Consider the following 15,593-nt stretch of genomic DNA (forward strand, 5'->3'; position numbering starts at 1 on the left):
CCGGCCCCGTATCCGGGCCGGTGTCGCCAAGATCGCGATGATCTTGCGCGAACTGTTATGGATTTGTCCGGTCTATGCGTGTCGCACCCACACCCCGCGCAAGATCGCCGCCTCGCAGCTGGAGGGCGGGGTGGGTCAGGTCAGGGGTGGGGGATCACCAGGGGGGAGCCGGTGAGGGGGTCGGGGATGACGGTGCAGGGGAGGGAGAAGACGTCGTGGATCAGGGGTTCGGTGAGGACCTCGGGGGGTGGGCCGGCGGCGATGATGCGGCCTGACTTCATCGCGATGACGTGGTCGGCGTAGCGGGCGGCCTGGTTGAGGTCGTGGAGGACGGCTACGACGGTGCGGCCGCCCTGCTGGAGGCGGCGCATGAGGCGGAGGACGTCGACCTGGTGGGCGGGGTCCAGGAAGGTGGTGGGCTCGTCGAGCAGGAGGGCCTCGGTCTGCTGGGCCAGGGCCATGGCGATCCAGACGCGCTGGCGCTGGCCGCCGGAGAGGGCCTCGACGGGGCGGTCGGCGAGGTCGGTGATGTCGGCGTCGGCCAGGGCGGTGTCGACCGCCGCGCGGTCCGCGGGAGACCACTGCTGCCACCAGCGCTGGTGCGGCTGGCGGCCGCGGGCGACCAGGTCGGCGACGGTCACGCCCTCGGGCACCAGGGGCGACTGGGGCAGCACCCCGAGGCGCTGGGCGACCTGGCGGGGCGGCAGGTCGTGCAGCACCTCCCCGTCGAGCAGCACGCTGCCGCCGCGCGGCTTGAGCAGGCGGCCGAGGGTACGCAGCAGCGTGGACTTGCCGCACGCGTTCGGCCCGATGATGACGGTGAGCCCGCCCGGCGGGATCTGCACCGAGAGCCCGTCGATGACGGTGCGGTCGTCGTAGCCGACGACCAGGTCCTGTCCGGCGAGCCTCATCGACGCCTCCTGATGAGCAGGTAGACCAGGTACGGGCCGCCGATGCCGGCGGTGAGCACGCCCACCGGCAGCTGGGTCGGCGCGAGCAGCATCCGTGCGGCGAGGTCTGCCAGCACCACCAGCACCGCCCCGGCCAGCGCGGACGCGAGCAGCGGCGGCCGCTCGGCGCCGGTCAGCCGCCGGGCGACCTGCGGCGCCACCAGGGCCACGAAGTCGACCGCGCCGACCTGCGCGGTGGCCGCGGCGGCGAGCACCACGCCCAGGGCCCCCGCCGCGACCCGGCGCGCGCCGGGCCGGGCACCCAGGGCACGGGCGGTGTCGTCGTCCAGGGCACTGGTCCGCAGCGCGCGGGCGGCCCACAGCAGCAGCGGCAGCGCCAGCAGCAGCACGAGGCCGAGCACGCCGGCTTCCTCGTATCCCCGGCCGTTGAGCGAGCCGATGAGCCAGATCTGGGCACGCAGCGCGTCGATGGTCTCCGCCGAGGTCATCACGATCTCGATGCCGGCCCGCAGCGCGAACGCGACGGCGACCCCAGCCAGCACGAACCGGTTCGCGGCGAACCCGGCGCGCGCGCCGAAGGCGAACACCGCCAGCGCCGCCAGCAGCCCGCCCGCCATCGCCATGGGCGCGATCAGGGCGTACGCCATGCCGGAGGTCAGCGCGATGGTGGCCGCCAGCCCCGCGCCCTGGGTGATGCCGATGACGTCGGGGCTGGACAGCGGGTTGCGGGCGACGGACTGGATCAGCGCCCCGCCGAGGCCGAACGCCGCCCCGCAGGCGACGGCGAGCACCACACGGGGGAAGCGCAGCTCGCGCACGATCAGGTCGTGGTCGGTGCCGCCGGCCAGCAGCGAGCGCACCACGTCCACCGGCGGCACGGTGACCGTGCCGATGCCCACGGCGGCCACCACGACCGCGACCAGCAGCGCGAGCAGGCCGACGCTGACCAGCAGGTCGCGCCGGGGCAGCACGAAGCTCACCCGCCCGGCGGCCAGGACGATGCCGCGACCCCGCGCTCCGGCCGCGGCGCTCATGCCGCCACCACCCGGGCGCGGCGGACCAGCCACAGCAGCACGGGCGCGCCGACCAGTGCGGTGACCACGCCCGCGGGCACCTCACCCGAGGTCAGCACCCGGCCGAGCACGTCGGCGAGCAGCACCAGGGCCGCGCCGAGCAGCGCCGACAGCGGCAGCACCCAGCGGTGCCCGGTGCCGACCAGGGCGCGGGCGGCGTGCGGGACGGCGAGGCCGACGAACGCGATCGGCCCGGCGAGCGCGACGGCGGCGCCGGTGAGCACGATCGCGGCGATCGCCGCGACCAGGCGTACCCGATGGATCCGGTGGCCCAGGCCGCGCGCGACGTCGTCGCCCAGCGCCAGCGCGTCCAGACCGCGCGCCCCGGCGATCGCCAGCACCGCGCCCACCAGTAGGAACGGCAGGATCTGCGCGGCCATGGCGGGGGTGCGCCCGGCGATCGAGCCGACGACCCAGAAGCGGTACTGCTCGAAGGTGGCCGCGTCGATGCTGAGGATGCCGTAGATCAGCGCGCCCAGCCCGGCGTCGATCGCCGCGCCCGACAGCGCGAGGCTGACCGGCCCCGAGCCGTCCCGGGTGCGCGCCGCGACGACGAACACCAGCATCCCGGCGAGCGCGGCCCCGGCCAGGCCGAACCAGATCCAGCCGGACAGGCTCACCACGCCGAACAGGGCGATCGCGATGACGACCCCGGTCGAGGCGCCCGCGGAGATGCCGAGGACCCGCGGCTCGGCCAGCCGGTTGCGGGTGAGCGCCTGCATGATCACACCGGCCAGCGCGAGCGCCGCCCCCACCTCGAGCCCGACGAGGGTACGCGGCACCCGCAGCTCGCGGACGATCAGCGCGGCCTCGCTCGTCGACGGGTGCAGCAGCACGTCCAGCGCCTCCGCCGGCGGGATGTGGCGGCTGCCGACGGTCAGGCTCGCCACGACCGCAGCCAGCAGCACGGCGATCCCGAGCACGAGGAAACCCCCGCGCCTGACCGTGCCGAGCACCGCTGCCCCCTAAGCTGCCGTTGTCACCGACACGGCAGCTTAGGTAAGGCGAGCCTTAGATGTCGACGTGGCGTGACCTACGCCCCATCTCCCATGAACTTCGGCAGGGCCGCCACGATGGGCGCGTCGGCCGGCAGCCACGGCACGGTGTGCAGTTCGTGCGCGGCCAGCCAGCGCAGCTCGGCGTGCTCGATCAGCTGCGGCACGCCCTTGACCAGCGTGGCCGTGTACACCTTCAGCACCGCGCGGCCGTGGCCGAGCATGACGTCGTCGCCGACGCGCTCGCCGACCTCGACGGTGACGCCCAGCTCCTCCTCGCACTCACGGACCAGCGCGTCCTGCTCCGTCTCCCCCGGCTCCACCTTTCCGCCAGGAAACTCCCACCGACCGGCCACCTCGGCCGGTTCGGAACGCTCACAGGCCAGCACCCGCCCATCGGAGATGATGGCAGCACCGACGATGATTCGGATCTCGGAGGAGAAGTTAGGCACGGCGGACAGCGTGCCAGACAAACGCGCTTCATGGTGAACGCGGTGTCACCAGACGAGTCCGCGCTGCACACACCGTCCCGTGAAGTGCAGGAAGTCGGTTTTGTGCGCGTGGACACACGCCGCGATTACAGGCAGGATAGGTCTCACCGAAGTGTCGGTGCGGACAAGATTCGGCCACAAGCCGATATCAGCCGCCTGGGAGGTATCGGAGGTGCGGATGGGCGCGGTCTGGAGACGGGGCCAACGACGCGACTACATCAGCGACGCACTTTCCCAGCTCACCGGGTGGGTCCACGAGGGCGACTGCCTCAAGCGCACCCTCCCCCTCGACGACACCCAGCACGCGGTGATGACCGAGCGCATCTCGGTCGCCGCGGACACCTTCGGGGTACGCCCCCACATCCGCCGCCTCGACGGCCGGACCCAGATCCAGCTCTGCGCCGGGGACAACGGCACGCTCACCGACTCCGAGATCGGCATGGCCGCCCGCGTCGAGGCCGCGTACCAGGCACTGAGCGAGTAGCTCTCCGGTCGCCGGAAGCGGACCGGCGCACACCCCGTCAGTCGGTGCTCTCGAACACGTCGGTGAAGTGGCTGCTGCGCCACAGCTCGTGGTCGCGCATGAGCACCGCGATGGCGTGCACCGCGAAGTGGATCAACCCCAGGGCGAGCAGGAAGAAGCCCAGCACCAGCCCGAACCCGCCGGGCTCCGGGGGCGCGTCGGCGAAGACGGCGGCCAGGCAGAGCAGGCCCGCCCCCGTCGACACGACCGCCACCGCCAGGAACTTCCGCAACGTAGCCGGGTGCCTCATATCGATCTCCTTCGCCGGGCGACGACGCGCAGCGTACGGCAGCGCCGCCACCCCGCGCGTCACCATGGCCCCGGCAGCACGGCGGCGACAGGCGGCACCGGATGCGGGACACTGTCGCGATGTCCTCCCCGCTGCGTACCGTGCCGCCATCCCCCACCGCGTCGGACCGCACCACGCCCACCGGCTCCTACCGCGATGTCGGCGTCTTCCTCGCGGTCGTCTTCGCGCTGCCCTGGCTGCTGTGGGTCGTCGAGCAGGTCACCGGCATCCGGATCCTCTACTTCGCGGCGATGCTGTGCGTCGCGGTCGCCACGTTCGTCGCCGTGCGATGGGTGCGCCGGCCCGCGAGCATTCCCCAGGCGACCGCGCTGGTCCCGGTCCGGCCGGTCGGCCGGCTGGTGCGGTACTGCCTGCTCACCATCGGCATCTTCCTCGCGGCGTCAGCGCTGACCGTGGCGCTCAACGCCGTCACCGGTGTCTTCCCCGCCGACCTGACCGGCTTCTCCGCACTGCGCCACGCCTACGCCCCCGAGACGCTGGGGCAGACCGGTGTCCCCTGGGACGTGGTGCTGACGGCGCTGGGCGCCAACCTGGTGCAGTTCGCGCTGATCCTGCCGCTCGCCTTCTGCGAGGAGTGGGGCTGGCGCGGCTACCTGCTCAACCGCTTCCGGGACCGGATGGGCACCTGGCCCGCGCTGATCCTGACCGGGTTCATCTGCGGCCCGTGGCACCTGCCGTTCTACATCGGGCCGTGGTTCTCGATGGGCGCGGCCGAGCGGCAGTCCATCATCCCGTTCACGATCTTCTGCACGCTCTTCGGCGTGCTGCTGGGGCTGCTGCGGCTCGCGTCCGGGTCGATCTGGCCGGCCGTGGTGGGCCACGCGGTGAACAACACCGTGATCTTCGGGTTCGTCCACGTGGTGGTCGCCGACCAGGCCGCCCAGCCGTCGATCAACGCCTGGCTGACCGGGCTCAGCGGCTGGCAGGGGTGGCTGGTCCTGCTCGTCCCGATCGGGATCCTCGCGGCCACCGGTGTGGTCCGCCGCGCCGACCGCGAACGGCCGGCCGCGCCTCCGCCGCCACCGGCGGCCGCCTGAACCCGGCGACACCGGCTCGCGGGGGACCGCCTGCCGGGTGCGAAGGCCGCGGGCTCGAAGCGCACGGTTTTTCCGCCGCAGAAGCCGCTCAGACGTTGAAACGGAACTCCACCACGTCGCCGTCGGCCATGACGTAGTCCTTGCCCTCCATGCGGACCCGGCCGGCCGCCTTCGCCGCCGCCATCGATCCGGCCGCGACGAGGTCGTCGTACGCGACGATCTCGGCCTTGATGAAGCCGCGCTGGAAGTCGCTGTGGATGACGCCCGCGGCCTCGGGGGCGGTCGCGCCGACCGGGATGGTCCAGGCGCGCGCCTCCTTCGGGCCGGCGGTGAGGTAGGTCTGCAGGCCGAGGGTGCCGAAGCCGACCCGGATCAGCTGGTTGAGGCCGGGCTCGGACTGGCCGATGGCCTCCAGCATCTCCGCCGCCTCCTCGGGCGACAGGTCGATCAGCTCGGACTCGATCTTCGCGTCCATGAACACGGCCTCGGCGGGGGCGACCAGCGCGCGCAGCTCGTTGAGGAACTCCTCGTTGCCGAGCTCGGCCTCGTCGACGTTGAAGACGTACAGGAACGGCTTCGCGGTCATCAGGTGCAGCTCGCGCAGCTCGGCGAGGTCGATGCCGGCCTTGGCGGCGCCGGCGAACAGGGTGGTGCCGCTGTCGAGCAGGTCGCGGGCGGCCTTCGCGGCGGCGAGGATGCCGGCCCGGTCCTTGCGGAGCTTGGCCTCCTTCTCCAGCCGGGGCAGCGCCTTCTCGACGGTCTGCAGGTCGGCGAGCATCAGCTCGGTGTTGATGGTCTCGATGTCGTCCTTGGGCGAGACCTTGCCGTCGACGTGCACCACGTTCGGGTCGCTGAAGGCACGCACGACCTGGCAGATGGCGTCGACGTCGCGGATGTTGGCGAGGAACGCGTTGCCCTTGCCCTGGCCCTTCGAGGCGCCCTTGACCAGGCCGGCGATGTCGGTGAAGCTCACCGGCGCGGGCAGGATGCGCTGCGAGCTGAAGATCTCGGCCAGCTTGTCCAGCCGCGCGTCGGGCAGGCCGACGACGCCCACGTTGGGCTCGATCGTGGCGAACGGGTAGTTCGCCGCGAGCACGTTGTTGCGGGTCAACGCGTTGAACAGGGTGCTCTTGCCGACGTTGGGCAGGCCGACGATCCCGATGCTGAGGCTCACGACAGAACAGCTTACGGCCCGCGCCGTCTATCCCCCGCCCGCGCCCTCCCCGGGTGACCAGCCACTCAAGATCGCGACGATCTTGCGCGAACTGTTGCCCTTTTGTCCGGTTGGCGCGTGTCGTACCCACAGTTCACGCAAGATCGGCCCCAGTGGGACGGTGAGGTCCGATTTCCGCTAGCAGGCGGGGTGGGGGCGGGGCAGGGTTAGGGGCGTGGAGAAGTACTACCGGGCGGTGAGCAGTCGGGATTCGCGGTTCGACGGGGTGTTCTGGACCGGGGTGACGTCGACGGGGATCTACTGCCGGCCGTCGTGCCCGGCACGGACGCCGAAGCGGGAGAACTGCCGGTTCTTCGCGAGTGCGGCCGCCGCGGCGCGCAGCGGGTTCCGGGCGTGCCGGCGGTGTGCGCCGGACGCGGTGCCAGGATCGGCGCAGTGGGACAGCCGGGCCGACGTGACGGCGCGGGCGGTGCGGCTGATCGGGGACGGGGTGGTGGACCGGGGCGGGGTGCCGGAGCTGGCCTCGCGGCTCGGGTACACCGAGCGGCACCTGAACCGGCTGCTCACCGAGGAGCTGGGGGCGGGGCCGCTGGCGCTGGCGCGCACGCAGCGGGCGCAGACCGCCAAGACCCTGATCGGCAAGACGGGGCTGAGCCTGTCGGAGATCGCGTTCGCGGCGGGCTTCGGCAGCATCCGCCAGTTCAACGACACGTTCCGCGAGGTGTACGGGTGCGCGCCGTCGACGCTGCGGCGGGAGGAGGCGCCGGTCGACGGGACGGTGTCGCTCCGGCTGAGCTACCGGGCGCCGCTGCACGCGCAGGCCCTGTTCGGGTTCCTCGGCGCGCGGACGATCGAGGGCGTCGACGCCTTCGCGGGCGGGCGCTACACGCGGGCGCTGCACCTTCCGCACGGTCCGGCGACGGTCACCCTGTGGCCCGAGGACGGGCACATCGCGGCGCGGCTGCGGCTGCACGACGCGCGCGACCTGACCCCGGCGGTGGCCCGGTGCCGCCGCCTGCTCGACCTCGACGCCGACCCGGTCGCCGTGGACGCGGTGCTGTCCGCCGACCCGGCGCTGGCCGCGCTGGTCGCCGCCGAGCCGGGCGTGCGCCTGCCGCGCAGCGTGGACGGCTTCGAGATGGCGGTGCGCGCCGTCGTCGGGCAGCAGATCAGCGTGGCGGGCGCGCGTACCGTGCTGGCCCGGCTGTGCCCACCCGCGGCCGAGGTGTCGACTTCCGGGTTGTCCCGACAACCCGGAAGTTGTCACCCGCGCAGCGACGACCCGACCGGTCAGCGCGATGGCGCCGGGCGGCCACTGCCGGGCTTCCCCACCCCGGAGCAGCTGCTCGCGCTGCCGGACGAGGCGTTCGCGATGCCCGCGGCGCGGCGGCGCACGCTGCGCGCGCTGGCCGAGGCGGTGCGCGACGGGCTGCGGCTGGACGCGGGCAGCGACCGGGCCGCGACCCGGGAGGCGCTGCTGGCGCTGCCCGGGGTGGGCCCGTGGACCGCCGACTACGTCGCGCTGCGCGCCCTCGGCGACCCCGACGTCCTGCTGACCACCGACCTGGGCACCCGCCGCGGCGCGAAGGCGCTGGGGCTGCCCGACGACCCCGCGGCACTGGCCCGGCACGCCGAACGCTGGCGGCCGTGGCGCTCGTACGCGCAGATCCGACTCTGGAGAGCAGCATGATCACGATTCAGACTCCGGCCGGCCCGTTCACCATGACCGGGGACGGCACCAACGTCACCGCGGCCGTCTTCGGCACCGAGCTGCCCGAGGGCTGGGCGGTGCCCGGCGAGGTGCCGGACAAGGCGGTCGCCGCGGTGCGCGCCTACTTCGACGGCGACCTGGCGGCGCTGGACGCCGTCGCGGTCGCGCAGCACGGCCCGGCGTACCTGGCGCAGTGCTGGGACATGCTGCGCACGCTCGACGCGCCGATCACGTATACCCGGCTGGCGGAGCTGACCGGGCGCCCGGCGGCGGTCCGCGCGGCGGCCCAGGGCTGTGCCCGCAACCGCGTCGCGCTCATCGTGCCGTGCCACCGCGTGCTGCGGACCGACGGCTCGCTCGGCGGCTACCGCTGGGGCCTGGAGGTCAAGCGACAGCTGCTGGCCCACGAGGCGGCGCACCGCCGCTGAGCTGGTGCGGCAAGCCCCGCCCCGGGTGCCGGGGCGGGGCTTGCCGCATGTGACGGTCCGGACAGGGCGAATTTCCTACTAGACCGATAGGAGTTATCGAGTTACTCTGTGCTGGTACTTGCTGAGTCGCTCGTGGAGGGTCACGTGCCGCGAACTTTCCGATGTCGCCGGTCGTTCGTGCGTCAGCCCACCCGCGATCCCGCAACGACCAGGAGTTTCGACATGACGACGACCCTGCTGCCCGAGCCCGCGTACACCGACGCGTCGCTCCCTGCCCCGATCGGTCACTCCGCCGGCCTCATCCCGCCGGCCGGGGACGAGCCGCTCACCGTCACCCTCACCCTCAAGCTGACCGGCCCGGACGCGGCGAGCGCCGCGACCCGGCTCGTGCACGCGCTGGCCGACGCCGAGCCGCTGCGCGACACGGTCTGGGACGGCGAGATCGCCACCCCGGAGCCCGCCCCGGCCCCGCCGGTGACGGCGACCCCGGTGGTGATCGACACGGTCAGCCGCACCGTCGACGTCGACGGCAGCCCCGTGCGCTTCACCCGTCGCGAGTTCGAGCTGCTGTTCTTCCTGGTACGCCACACCGGCGCGGCCTTCACCCGGCTGCAGCTGATGCGGGCGGTGTGGGGGCACGAGTTCAGCGGCGAGCGCACGGTCGACGTGCACGTGCGCCGGGTGCGGGCCAAACTCGGCGGGCACGGCGCGGCGCTGTCGACCGTGCACGGCTTCGGCTACCGCCTGGAGCCCGGCAGCGGCATCGGCCTGCGCCGGGCAGCGGCAGCCTAGGCGCCTGCGCAGTAGGGTCTGTCGCCATGGCAGACGAGCAGAAGAACAACGGTGCTCCCACCCCGGAGCCCGAGCCGGCCGACGACCTCAGCGTCACCCACCACCAGGTCGCCGGCCTGCGCTACACCGTGACCGCCGGCCGGATCGTGCTGCGCGGCGAGTCGCACACCGACGACGCGTTCGACGGGCACAAGGCCAAGGCCGAGATGTTCGTGGTCGCGTACACCCTGGACGACGCGGACCCGGGGACCCGGCCGGTGACGTTCGCCTTCAACGGCGGGCCGGGTTCGTCCAGCGTGTGGCTGCACCTGGGTCTGCTCGGCCCGCGCCGGGTGGTGATGGGCGACGCGGGCGCGCTCACCGGCCCGCCGTACGGGCTGGCCGACAACCCCGAGACGCTGCTGCGCCACTCCGACCTGGTCTTCATCGACCCGGTGTCGACCGGCTACTCCCGGGCGATCAAGGGCGGCAAGAGCAAGGACTACCACGGCTTCACCGGTGACGTGGAGAGCGTCGGCGAGCTGATCCGGCTGTGGACGTCGCGCCACGGCCGCTGGACGTCCCCGAAGTTCCTGTGCGGCGAGTCGTACGGCACGCTGCGCGCCGCCGCGCTGGCCCAGCACCTGCAGGAGCGGCACGGTATGTGGCTCAACGGCCTGATGCTCGTCTCCAGCGTGCTCAACATCGGCACCCTGGAGTTCCACCCCCACCTGGACCTGGCGTACCCGCTGTTCCTGCCGACGTACGCGGCCATCGCGCACTACCACGGCCTGCATGGCGACCGCCCGCTGTCGGAGGTGCTGGCCGAGGCGGAGGAGTTCGCCCAGCGCACCTACCCGTGGGCACTGGAGCGCGGCGCGCGGTTGACCGAGGCCGAGCGCACCGCGGCGATCGGCACCCTGGCCCGGCTGACCGGGCTCGACCCCGACTACGTGGACCGGGTCAACCTGCGGCCGGAGCACGTGCGGTTCTTCACCGAGCTGCTGCGCTCGCAGCGGCGCACGGTCGGCCGGCTCGACGGCCGGTTCACCGGCTGGGACGCCGACTACGGCCGCGAGCACTGGTCCAGCGACCCGTCCTTCGACGCGATCATGGGGCCGTACACCGCGGCGATCAACCACTACCTGCGCGGCGAGCTCGGCTACCACAACGACCTGCCGTACCGGGCGATCACCAGCGACGTGCATCCGTGGTCTTTCAAGGAGTTCGAGGGCCAGCACATCAACGTGGCCGACAAGCTGGCCGCCGCGATGCGTGCCAACCCGCACCTGCGGGTGCAGGTGGCCTGCGGCTACCACGACGGCGCGACGCCGTACTACGCCTCCGAGCACACCTTCGCGCACCTGGAGATCCCCGCCGAGCTGCGCGGCAACGTCGAGTTCAGGTACTACGAGGCCGGGCACATGATGTACGTGCACGAGCCCAGCCGCCTGGCGCAGTCGCAGCACCTGGCGGACTTCGTCACGGCTTGACATCGCGGGGCCGTGTCGGCGCCGCGGTGATGATCCCGGGTGGCACATTGGACCCGTGGAGACTCTCGCGATCGTGGTCGTGTGCCTTCTCGCGGGCGGTGGGCTGGGCTGGCTCGCCGCCCGCGCGAGCACCGCGGCCGAGACGGCCCGGCTGCAGGCGACCCTCGACGCCACCCAGGTCGGGGAGGCGCGGCTGGAGCAGGCGATGCGTGCGCTGTCGTTCGAGGCGACCGCGCAGTCGCAGGAGGCCGTGGCCCGCGCCGTGGCCCCGCTGCACGACACGCTGCGCCGCTACGAGCAGCGGGTCAACGAGATGGAGCACGACCGCGTCGACGCGTACGCCCAGCTGCGCGAGCAGGTGCGCGCCTCGGCCGAGGTGTCGGCGTCGCTGCGGATGGAGACCAGCCAGCTGGTGGCGGCGCTGCGCACCTCGCACGTGCGCGGCCGCTGGGGCGAGCACCAGCTGCGCCGCATCGTCGAGGCCGCCGGGATGCTGCGCCACTGCGACTTCGACGAGCAGGTCACCGCGCTGCGCGACGTCAGCGCCGACATCGCCGTGGTCCGCCCCGACCTGGTGGTACGGCTGCACGGCGGGCGCAGCGTGGTCGTCGACGCGAAGGTGCCGCTGGACGCGTACCTGACCGCGCTGGAGTCGCGCGACGAGCGCCAGCGCGACACGTACCTCGACGCGCACGCCCGCGCCCTGAAGTCACACGTGGACATCCTGGCCGGGCGCGCGTACTGGCAGGCGTTCGAGGCGACGCCGGAGTTCGTGGTGCTGTTCGTGCCCGCCGACCCGTTCCTGGACGCCGCCCTGCAGCGCGACCCGGCGCTGCTGGAGCACGCGTTCGCCCGCAACGTGGTGCTGGCCACGCCGTCGACGCTGGTGGCGCTGCTGCGCACGGTCGCCTACACCTGGCGCCAGGAGGCGCTGTCGCGCAACGCCCTGCAGATCCACGAGCTGGCCAAGCAGCTCTACGCCCGGCTCGGCACGGTCAGCGGCCACCTGACCAAGCTCGGCTCGTCGCTGACCGGCTCGGTGACGGCGTACAACGCCGCCATCGGCTCGCTCGAACAGCGCGTCCTGGTCACCGCCCGCCGCATGACCGAGCTCGGCGTCACCGGCGACGACCTCCCCGAGCAGAAGCCCATCGACCTGGCCCCCCGCCAGCCCCAGGCACCCGAACTCCTCTCCTGAAAGGAAGGGCACCTTCTTAACGCTATGCGTTGTAGAAGGTGCCCTTCTTAACGCGGGCGGGTTCGGACGGATAAGTGATCTGGCCGGAAGCACGGGCGCCTAGGCTCCGAGGGTTGCCGCCCGGTGTGGAGAGCCGAAGAGCGACCGCACCCCCGCCACCTGTACCGCGACCTGCTCGTCTGGTCCGCCGTCGCGGCGGCCGTCGCCGTGCTGCTCGGCGGGGCTCATGCGGCTGGTCGGCGACGGCCGGGCGCCCGGCGCGGCAGCGGCGAACTCCCCCACCACGGCGGGTTACCCGGTACCCGCACCGGCGGCGCACCTCGCGACGATGCCGTCGACCGCGCCCAGCCCGGCGGCGGCACCCACCGCGAAGGTCACCATGCGCCCCTCGGCGAAGCCCGCACCCCGGCCCTCGGGCCAGCCCGGCCGCGCCCCGGCCGGCCTGTACCCCGTACGGCAGCGTCTCGGCGAACACCCCGCGGGACGGCACGTTCACCTTCCGGGTGAGCGGCCTGAGGAGAAGCCGGTCAAGTGGTGCCCGGAGCAGCGCAGGCGGGTGCTCTGGGCCAGCTACGTCTACCAGCCGGACGGCTCGTCCCGGCTGTACGCGTCCCAGATCGGCTACCTGACCGAGGCGCAGCCGACGCTGACCATGACGCTGCGGACGGCCGTACCGGACTGCAAAGGTGTCGTGGTACATCGTGGCCACCGACGCGGCGATCCCGAAGACCGTCCCGCCCGGCGGCCAGGCGTTCAGCCGGTCGATCGGCCGCAAATGGGAGGACGAGCCCACCCGCTGCTGACGCCGGGCAGGCGGCCAGACGTTAAGAAGGGCACCTTCTACAACGCATAGCGTTAAGAAGGTGCCCTTCCTTTCGTACGGGTCAGGCCGCGGCCGCCTTCATGTCGCGCTTGAGCTCCTGGGGCAGGGAGAAGGTCAGGCGCTCCTGCACCGTGACGACCTCCTCGACGTCGGCGAAGCCCAGCTCGGCGAGGCGGGTCAGCACCTGGGCGACCAGCTCCTCGGGGACGCTCGCGCCGGAGGACAGGCCGACCGTGGTCGCGCCGTCCAGCCAGGCCGGGTCGATCTCGTGGGCGAAGTCGATCAGGTGGCCCTGGCGGGCACCGGCGTTCACGGCGACCTCGACCATGCGAACCGAGTTCGACGAGTTGCGCGAGCCGACCACCAGGATCACGTCGCACTCGGGGGCGATCTGCTTCATCACCTGCTGGCGGTTCTGCGTGGCGTAGCAGATGTCGTCGCTGGGCGGCGACTGCAGCAGCGGCAGCTTCTCCTTGAGCCGGGCCACGGTCTCCATGGTCTCGTCGACGCTGAGCGTGGTCTGCGACAGCCAGACGACCTTGTTCGGGTCGCGGACGGTGACGTTCGCCACGCCCTCGGGGCCGTCGACGAGCTGGATGTGCTCGGGAGCCTCGCCGGAGGTGCCGATGACCTCCTCGTGGCCCTCGTGGCCGATGAGCAGGATGTCGTAGTCGTCAGCGGCGAACCGGCGCGCCTCCTGGTGCACCTTGGTCACCAGCGGGCAGGTGGCGTCGATGGCCTTGAGGTTGCGCTCGCGGGCCTGGTCGTGCACCACGGGAGCGACGCCGTGCGCCGAGAAGATCACCGTGGAGCCCTCGGGGACCTCCTCGTTCTCCTCGACGAAGATGGCGCCCTTGGCCTGCAGCGTGCTCACGACGTGCTTGTTGTGCACGATCTCCTTGCGCACGTAGATCGGGGCGCCGTAGAGCTTCAGCGCCTCCTCGACGGTCTGCACGGCGCGGTCAACGCCGGCACAGTAACCACGGGGCTTGGCCAGCAGAACACGCTTGCGAGGAGTCTCAACCACCCGACCATCGTACCGTCGGCCTATGGTGAGCCCTGTGACGGAGCAGAGCTCGGCGGAGCAGCCGTGGCCCGTGAGAGTGGTCAGCCAGAAGATCAGTGCCTGGATCGGGCGACTCGGGTGGATATGGGTCGACGGGCAGGTGGCCCAGCTCTCCCGGCGTCCCGGGTCCCAGACGGTCTTCCTCACCCTGCGTGACCCGTCGGCCGACCTGAGCCTGACCGTCACCGCCCCGCGTGAGGTGCTCGACCGCAACGCGCCGGAGCTCAACGAGGGCGCCCGGGTCGTGGTGCACGCCAAGCCGGAGTGGTTCGCCCAGCGCGGCACGCTGAGCCTGCGCGCCGACGACATCCGCCAGGTCGGCCTCGGCGAGCTGCTCGCCCGGCTGGAGCAGCTGAAGAAGCTGCTGCAGGCCGAGGGCCTGTTCGACCCGCGGCGCAAGCGCCGGCCGCCGTTCCTGCCCCGGCGCATCGGCCTGATCACCGCGCGGGCCAGCGCCGCCGAGCGCGACGTGCTCACCAACGCGCAGCGCCGCTGGCCGTCGGTCGACTTCCGGGTGCTGAACGTGACCGTGCAGGGGCCGACCGCGGTCCCGTCGGTGATCGGCGCGCTGCAGTCGCTGGACGCCGACGAGAGCGTCGACGTGATCATCATCGCCCGCGGCGGCGGCTCCGTGGAGGACCTGCTGCCCTTCAGCGACGAGGCGCTGTGCCGGGCGGTGTTCGCCTGCCGTACGCCGGTGATCTCCGCGATCGGGCACGAGCCGGACACCCCGCTGCTCGACTGGGTGGCCGACGTACGCGCGTCGACGCCGACGGACGCGGCCAAGCGCGTGGTCCCCGACCTGACCGACGAGATCCGCCTGATCGACCAGGCGCGGGGGCGGCTGACGCGGGCCGTGCGCCACCGCGTCGAGCGCGAGCAGCAGCGGCTCGACAGCCTGCGCAGCAGGCCCGCGCTGGCGAAGCCGTACCAGATGATCGAGACCAGGGCGACCGAGGTCACCGCCCTGCGTGACCGCGCCGCCCGCGCGCTGACCCACCGCCTGCACCGCGCCGAGGGCGACCTCACCCACACCCTGGCCCGGCTGCGGGCCCTGTCCCCCGCCGCCACCCTGGCCCGGGGCTACGCCATCGTGCAGCGCCCCGACGGCCACGTCGCCCGCGCCGCCGCCGACGTCTCCCCCGGCGACCCCCTGCGCATCAGGCTGGCCGAGGGCGAACTGACCGCCACCGTCACCGAGACCAAGGAGTGACCATGCCCAAGGACAAGCCCGAGGACCTGTCCTACGAACAGGCCCGCGCCGAGCTCGCCGAGGTGGTCCAGAAACTCGAATCCGGCGGCGGCACCCTCGAAGAGTCCCTGGCCCTCTGGGAACGGGGCGAGAAACTGGCCCAGATCTGCCAGCACTGGCTCGACGGCGCCAAAGCCAAACTCGACGCCGCCACCCCCTGACCTCGCGCCCGCTCCGCCCCGCGGCGGCGCTGCGTCGATCTTGCGCGAACTGTGGGTACGACACGCCCGAAACGGGCATATCCTGCACCAGCTGTCGCTGTCGGCCCGGGTGCGGCTCGCCCACACCATCTGACAAAAACGAGGCGGCCCACGGTAGCCGCCTCGTTCTTCTTGCC

The 15,593-nt window shown here is 72.6% G+C and carries 17 protein-coding genes; 9 read left to right on the forward strand and 8 right to left on the reverse strand.

The genetic code is table 11. From position 1 onward, the window contains the following. Positions 1-140: 140 nt before the first annotated feature. The 4 genes from AB0J67_RS21245 to AB0J67_RS21260 all read right to left on the reverse strand — a co-directional run bounded on the left by AB0J67_RS21245 (position 141) and on the right by AB0J67_RS21260 (position 3,431). On the reverse strand, positions 141-911 hold the full coding sequence (locus tag AB0J67_RS21245) for an ABC transporter ATP-binding protein (RefSeq protein ID WP_363485128.1): 771 nt from the start codon (positions 909-911) through the stop codon (positions 141-143). Continuing rightward, entirely contained in the window at positions 908-1,945 is a 1,038-nt protein-coding gene (locus tag AB0J67_RS21250) for an iron ABC transporter permease (RefSeq protein WP_363485129.1), read from the reverse strand. Before AB0J67_RS21250 ends, AB0J67_RS21245 begins: the two co-directional genes overlap by 4 nt. Continuing rightward, on the reverse strand, positions 1,942-2,907 hold the full coding sequence (locus AB0J67_RS21255; RefSeq protein ID WP_363485130.1) for an iron ABC transporter permease: 966 nt from the start codon (positions 2,905-2,907) through the stop codon (positions 1,942-1,944). Before AB0J67_RS21255 ends, AB0J67_RS21250 begins: the two co-directional genes overlap by 4 nt. Positions 2,908-3,017: 110 nt before the next feature. Continuing rightward, positions 3,018-3,431, reverse strand: coding sequence for a (deoxy)nucleoside triphosphate pyrophosphohydrolase (locus tag AB0J67_RS21260; RefSeq protein ID WP_363485131.1), 414 nt, complete (start codon positions 3,429-3,431; stop codon positions 3,018-3,020). Positions 3,432-3,648: 217 nt separating this feature from the next. On the opposite strand from AB0J67_RS21260, the gene AB0J67_RS21265 reads away from it, so the two are divergent. After that, complete coding sequence (locus tag AB0J67_RS21265; protein WP_363485132.1) at positions 3,649-3,954, forward strand: 4a-hydroxytetrahydrobiopterin dehydratase; 306 nt, start codon at positions 3,649-3,651, stop codon at positions 3,952-3,954. Positions 3,955-3,991: 37 nt separating this feature from the next. Here AB0J67_RS21265 and AB0J67_RS21270 read toward each other — a convergent pair whose 3' ends face one another. After that, positions 3,992-4,243, reverse strand: coding sequence for a hypothetical protein (locus tag AB0J67_RS21270; RefSeq protein ID WP_363485133.1), 252 nt, complete (start codon positions 4,241-4,243; stop codon positions 3,992-3,994). 119 nt (positions 4,244-4,362) lie between these two features. Between AB0J67_RS21270 and AB0J67_RS21275 the strand changes: the two genes are divergently transcribed. Continuing rightward, positions 4,363-5,340, forward strand: a complete 978-nt coding sequence (locus AB0J67_RS21275; protein ID WP_363485134.1) for a CPBP family intramembrane glutamic endopeptidase — start codon at positions 4,363-4,365, stop codon at positions 5,338-5,340. Positions 5,341-5,428: 88 nt separating this feature from the next. Here the strand turns inward: AB0J67_RS21275 and ychF are convergent, their stop codons facing one another. Continuing rightward, entirely contained in the window at positions 5,429-6,514 is a 1,086-nt protein-coding gene (gene ychF, locus AB0J67_RS21280) for a redox-regulated ATPase YchF (RefSeq protein ID WP_363485135.1), read from the reverse strand. Positions 6,515-6,728: 214 nt separating this feature from the next. Between ychF and AB0J67_RS21285 the strand changes: the two genes are divergently transcribed. The 5 genes from AB0J67_RS21285 (at position 6,729) to AB0J67_RS21305 (ending at position 12,115) form a co-directional block, all read left to right on the forward strand. Continuing rightward, positions 6,729-8,204, forward strand: a complete 1,476-nt coding sequence (locus AB0J67_RS21285; protein WP_363485136.1) for an AlkA N-terminal domain-containing protein — start codon at positions 6,729-6,731, stop codon at positions 8,202-8,204. Then, on the forward strand, positions 8,201-8,653 hold the full coding sequence (locus AB0J67_RS21290) for a methylated-DNA--[protein]-cysteine S-methyltransferase (RefSeq protein WP_363485137.1): 453 nt from the start codon (positions 8,201-8,203) through the stop codon (positions 8,651-8,653). Before AB0J67_RS21285 ends, AB0J67_RS21290 begins: the two co-directional genes overlap by 4 nt. 222 nt (positions 8,654-8,875) lie before the next feature. Continuing rightward, complete coding sequence (locus AB0J67_RS21295; protein WP_363485138.1) at positions 8,876-9,445, forward strand: winged helix-turn-helix domain-containing protein; 570 nt, start codon at positions 8,876-8,878, stop codon at positions 9,443-9,445. A 26-nt stretch (positions 9,446-9,471) separates the two neighbouring features. After that, the gene (locus tag AB0J67_RS21300) at positions 9,472-10,917 is read left to right on the forward strand and encodes a peptidase S10 (protein WP_363485139.1); all 1,446 of its coding nucleotides are present in this window, start codon (positions 9,472-9,474) and stop codon (positions 10,915-10,917) included. 46 nt (positions 10,918-10,963) lie between these two features. Further along, the gene (locus tag AB0J67_RS21305; protein WP_363485144.1) at positions 10,964-12,115 is read left to right on the forward strand and encodes a DNA recombination protein RmuC; all 1,152 of its coding nucleotides are present in this window, start codon (positions 10,964-10,966) and stop codon (positions 12,113-12,115) included. 99 nt (positions 12,116-12,214) lie between these two features. Here AB0J67_RS21305 and AB0J67_RS21310 read toward each other — a convergent pair whose 3' ends face one another. Together AB0J67_RS21310 and AB0J67_RS21315 are read right to left on the reverse strand one after the other, a co-directional pair. Beyond that, the gene (locus tag AB0J67_RS21310; protein ID WP_363485140.1) at positions 12,215-12,397 is read right to left on the reverse strand and encodes a hypothetical protein; all 183 of its coding nucleotides are present in this window, start codon (positions 12,395-12,397) and stop codon (positions 12,215-12,217) included. A gap of 602 nt (positions 12,398-12,999) precedes the next feature. Then, positions 13,000-13,965, reverse strand: coding sequence for a 4-hydroxy-3-methylbut-2-enyl diphosphate reductase (locus tag AB0J67_RS21315; protein WP_363485141.1), 966 nt, complete (start codon positions 13,963-13,965; stop codon positions 13,000-13,002). A gap of 34 nt (positions 13,966-13,999) precedes the next feature. On the opposite strand from AB0J67_RS21315, the gene xseA reads away from it, so the two are divergent. Next, on the forward strand, positions 14,000-15,217 hold the full coding sequence (gene xseA / locus AB0J67_RS21320; protein WP_363485142.1) for an exodeoxyribonuclease VII large subunit: 1,218 nt from the start codon (positions 14,000-14,002) through the stop codon (positions 15,215-15,217). A 2-nt stretch (positions 15,218-15,219) separates the two neighbouring features. After that, positions 15,220-15,417 (forward strand): exodeoxyribonuclease VII small subunit, encoded by a 198-nt coding sequence (locus AB0J67_RS21325; RefSeq protein WP_363485143.1) that lies wholly within the window; start codon positions 15,220-15,222, stop codon positions 15,415-15,417. Positions 15,418-15,593: the final 176 nt, after the last annotated feature.

Source organism: Catellatospora sp. NPDC049609 (genome assembly GCF_040675365.1).
Lineage (GTDB): Bacteria > Actinomycetota > Actinomycetes > Mycobacteriales > Micromonosporaceae > Catellatospora.

Bases quoted from the DNA above. Each gene is read 5' to 3' on its own strand.
- AB0J67_RS21245 (WP_363485128.1), bottom strand. From the start codon at position 911: ATGAGGCTCGCCGGACAGGACCTGGTCGTCGGCTACGACGACCGCACC.
- AB0J67_RS21275 (WP_363485134.1), top strand. From the start codon at position 4,363: ATGTCCTCCCCGCTGCGTACCGTGCCGCCATCCCCCACCGCGTCGGAC.
- AB0J67_RS21265 (WP_363485132.1), top strand. From the start codon at position 3,649: ATGGGCGCGGTCTGGAGACGGGGCCAACGACGCGACTACATCAGCGAC.
- AB0J67_RS21325 (WP_363485143.1), top strand. From the start codon at position 15,220: ATGCCCAAGGACAAGCCCGAGGACCTGTCCTACGAACAGGCCCGCGCC.
- AB0J67_RS21300 (WP_363485139.1), top strand. From the start codon at position 9,472: ATGGCAGACGAGCAGAAGAACAACGGTGCTCCCACCCCGGAGCCCGAG.
- AB0J67_RS21290 (WP_363485137.1), top strand. From the start codon at position 8,201: ATGATCACGATTCAGACTCCGGCCGGCCCGTTCACCATGACCGGGGAC.
- AB0J67_RS21295 (WP_363485138.1), top strand. From the start codon at position 8,876: ATGACGACGACCCTGCTGCCCGAGCCCGCGTACACCGACGCGTCGCTC.
- AB0J67_RS21250 (WP_363485129.1), bottom strand. From the start codon at position 1,945: ATGAGCGCCGCGGCCGGAGCGCGGGGTCGCGGCATCGTCCTGGCCGCC.
- AB0J67_RS21270 (WP_363485133.1), bottom strand. From the start codon at position 4,243: ATGAGGCACCCGGCTACGTTGCGGAAGTTCCTGGCGGTGGCGGTCGTG.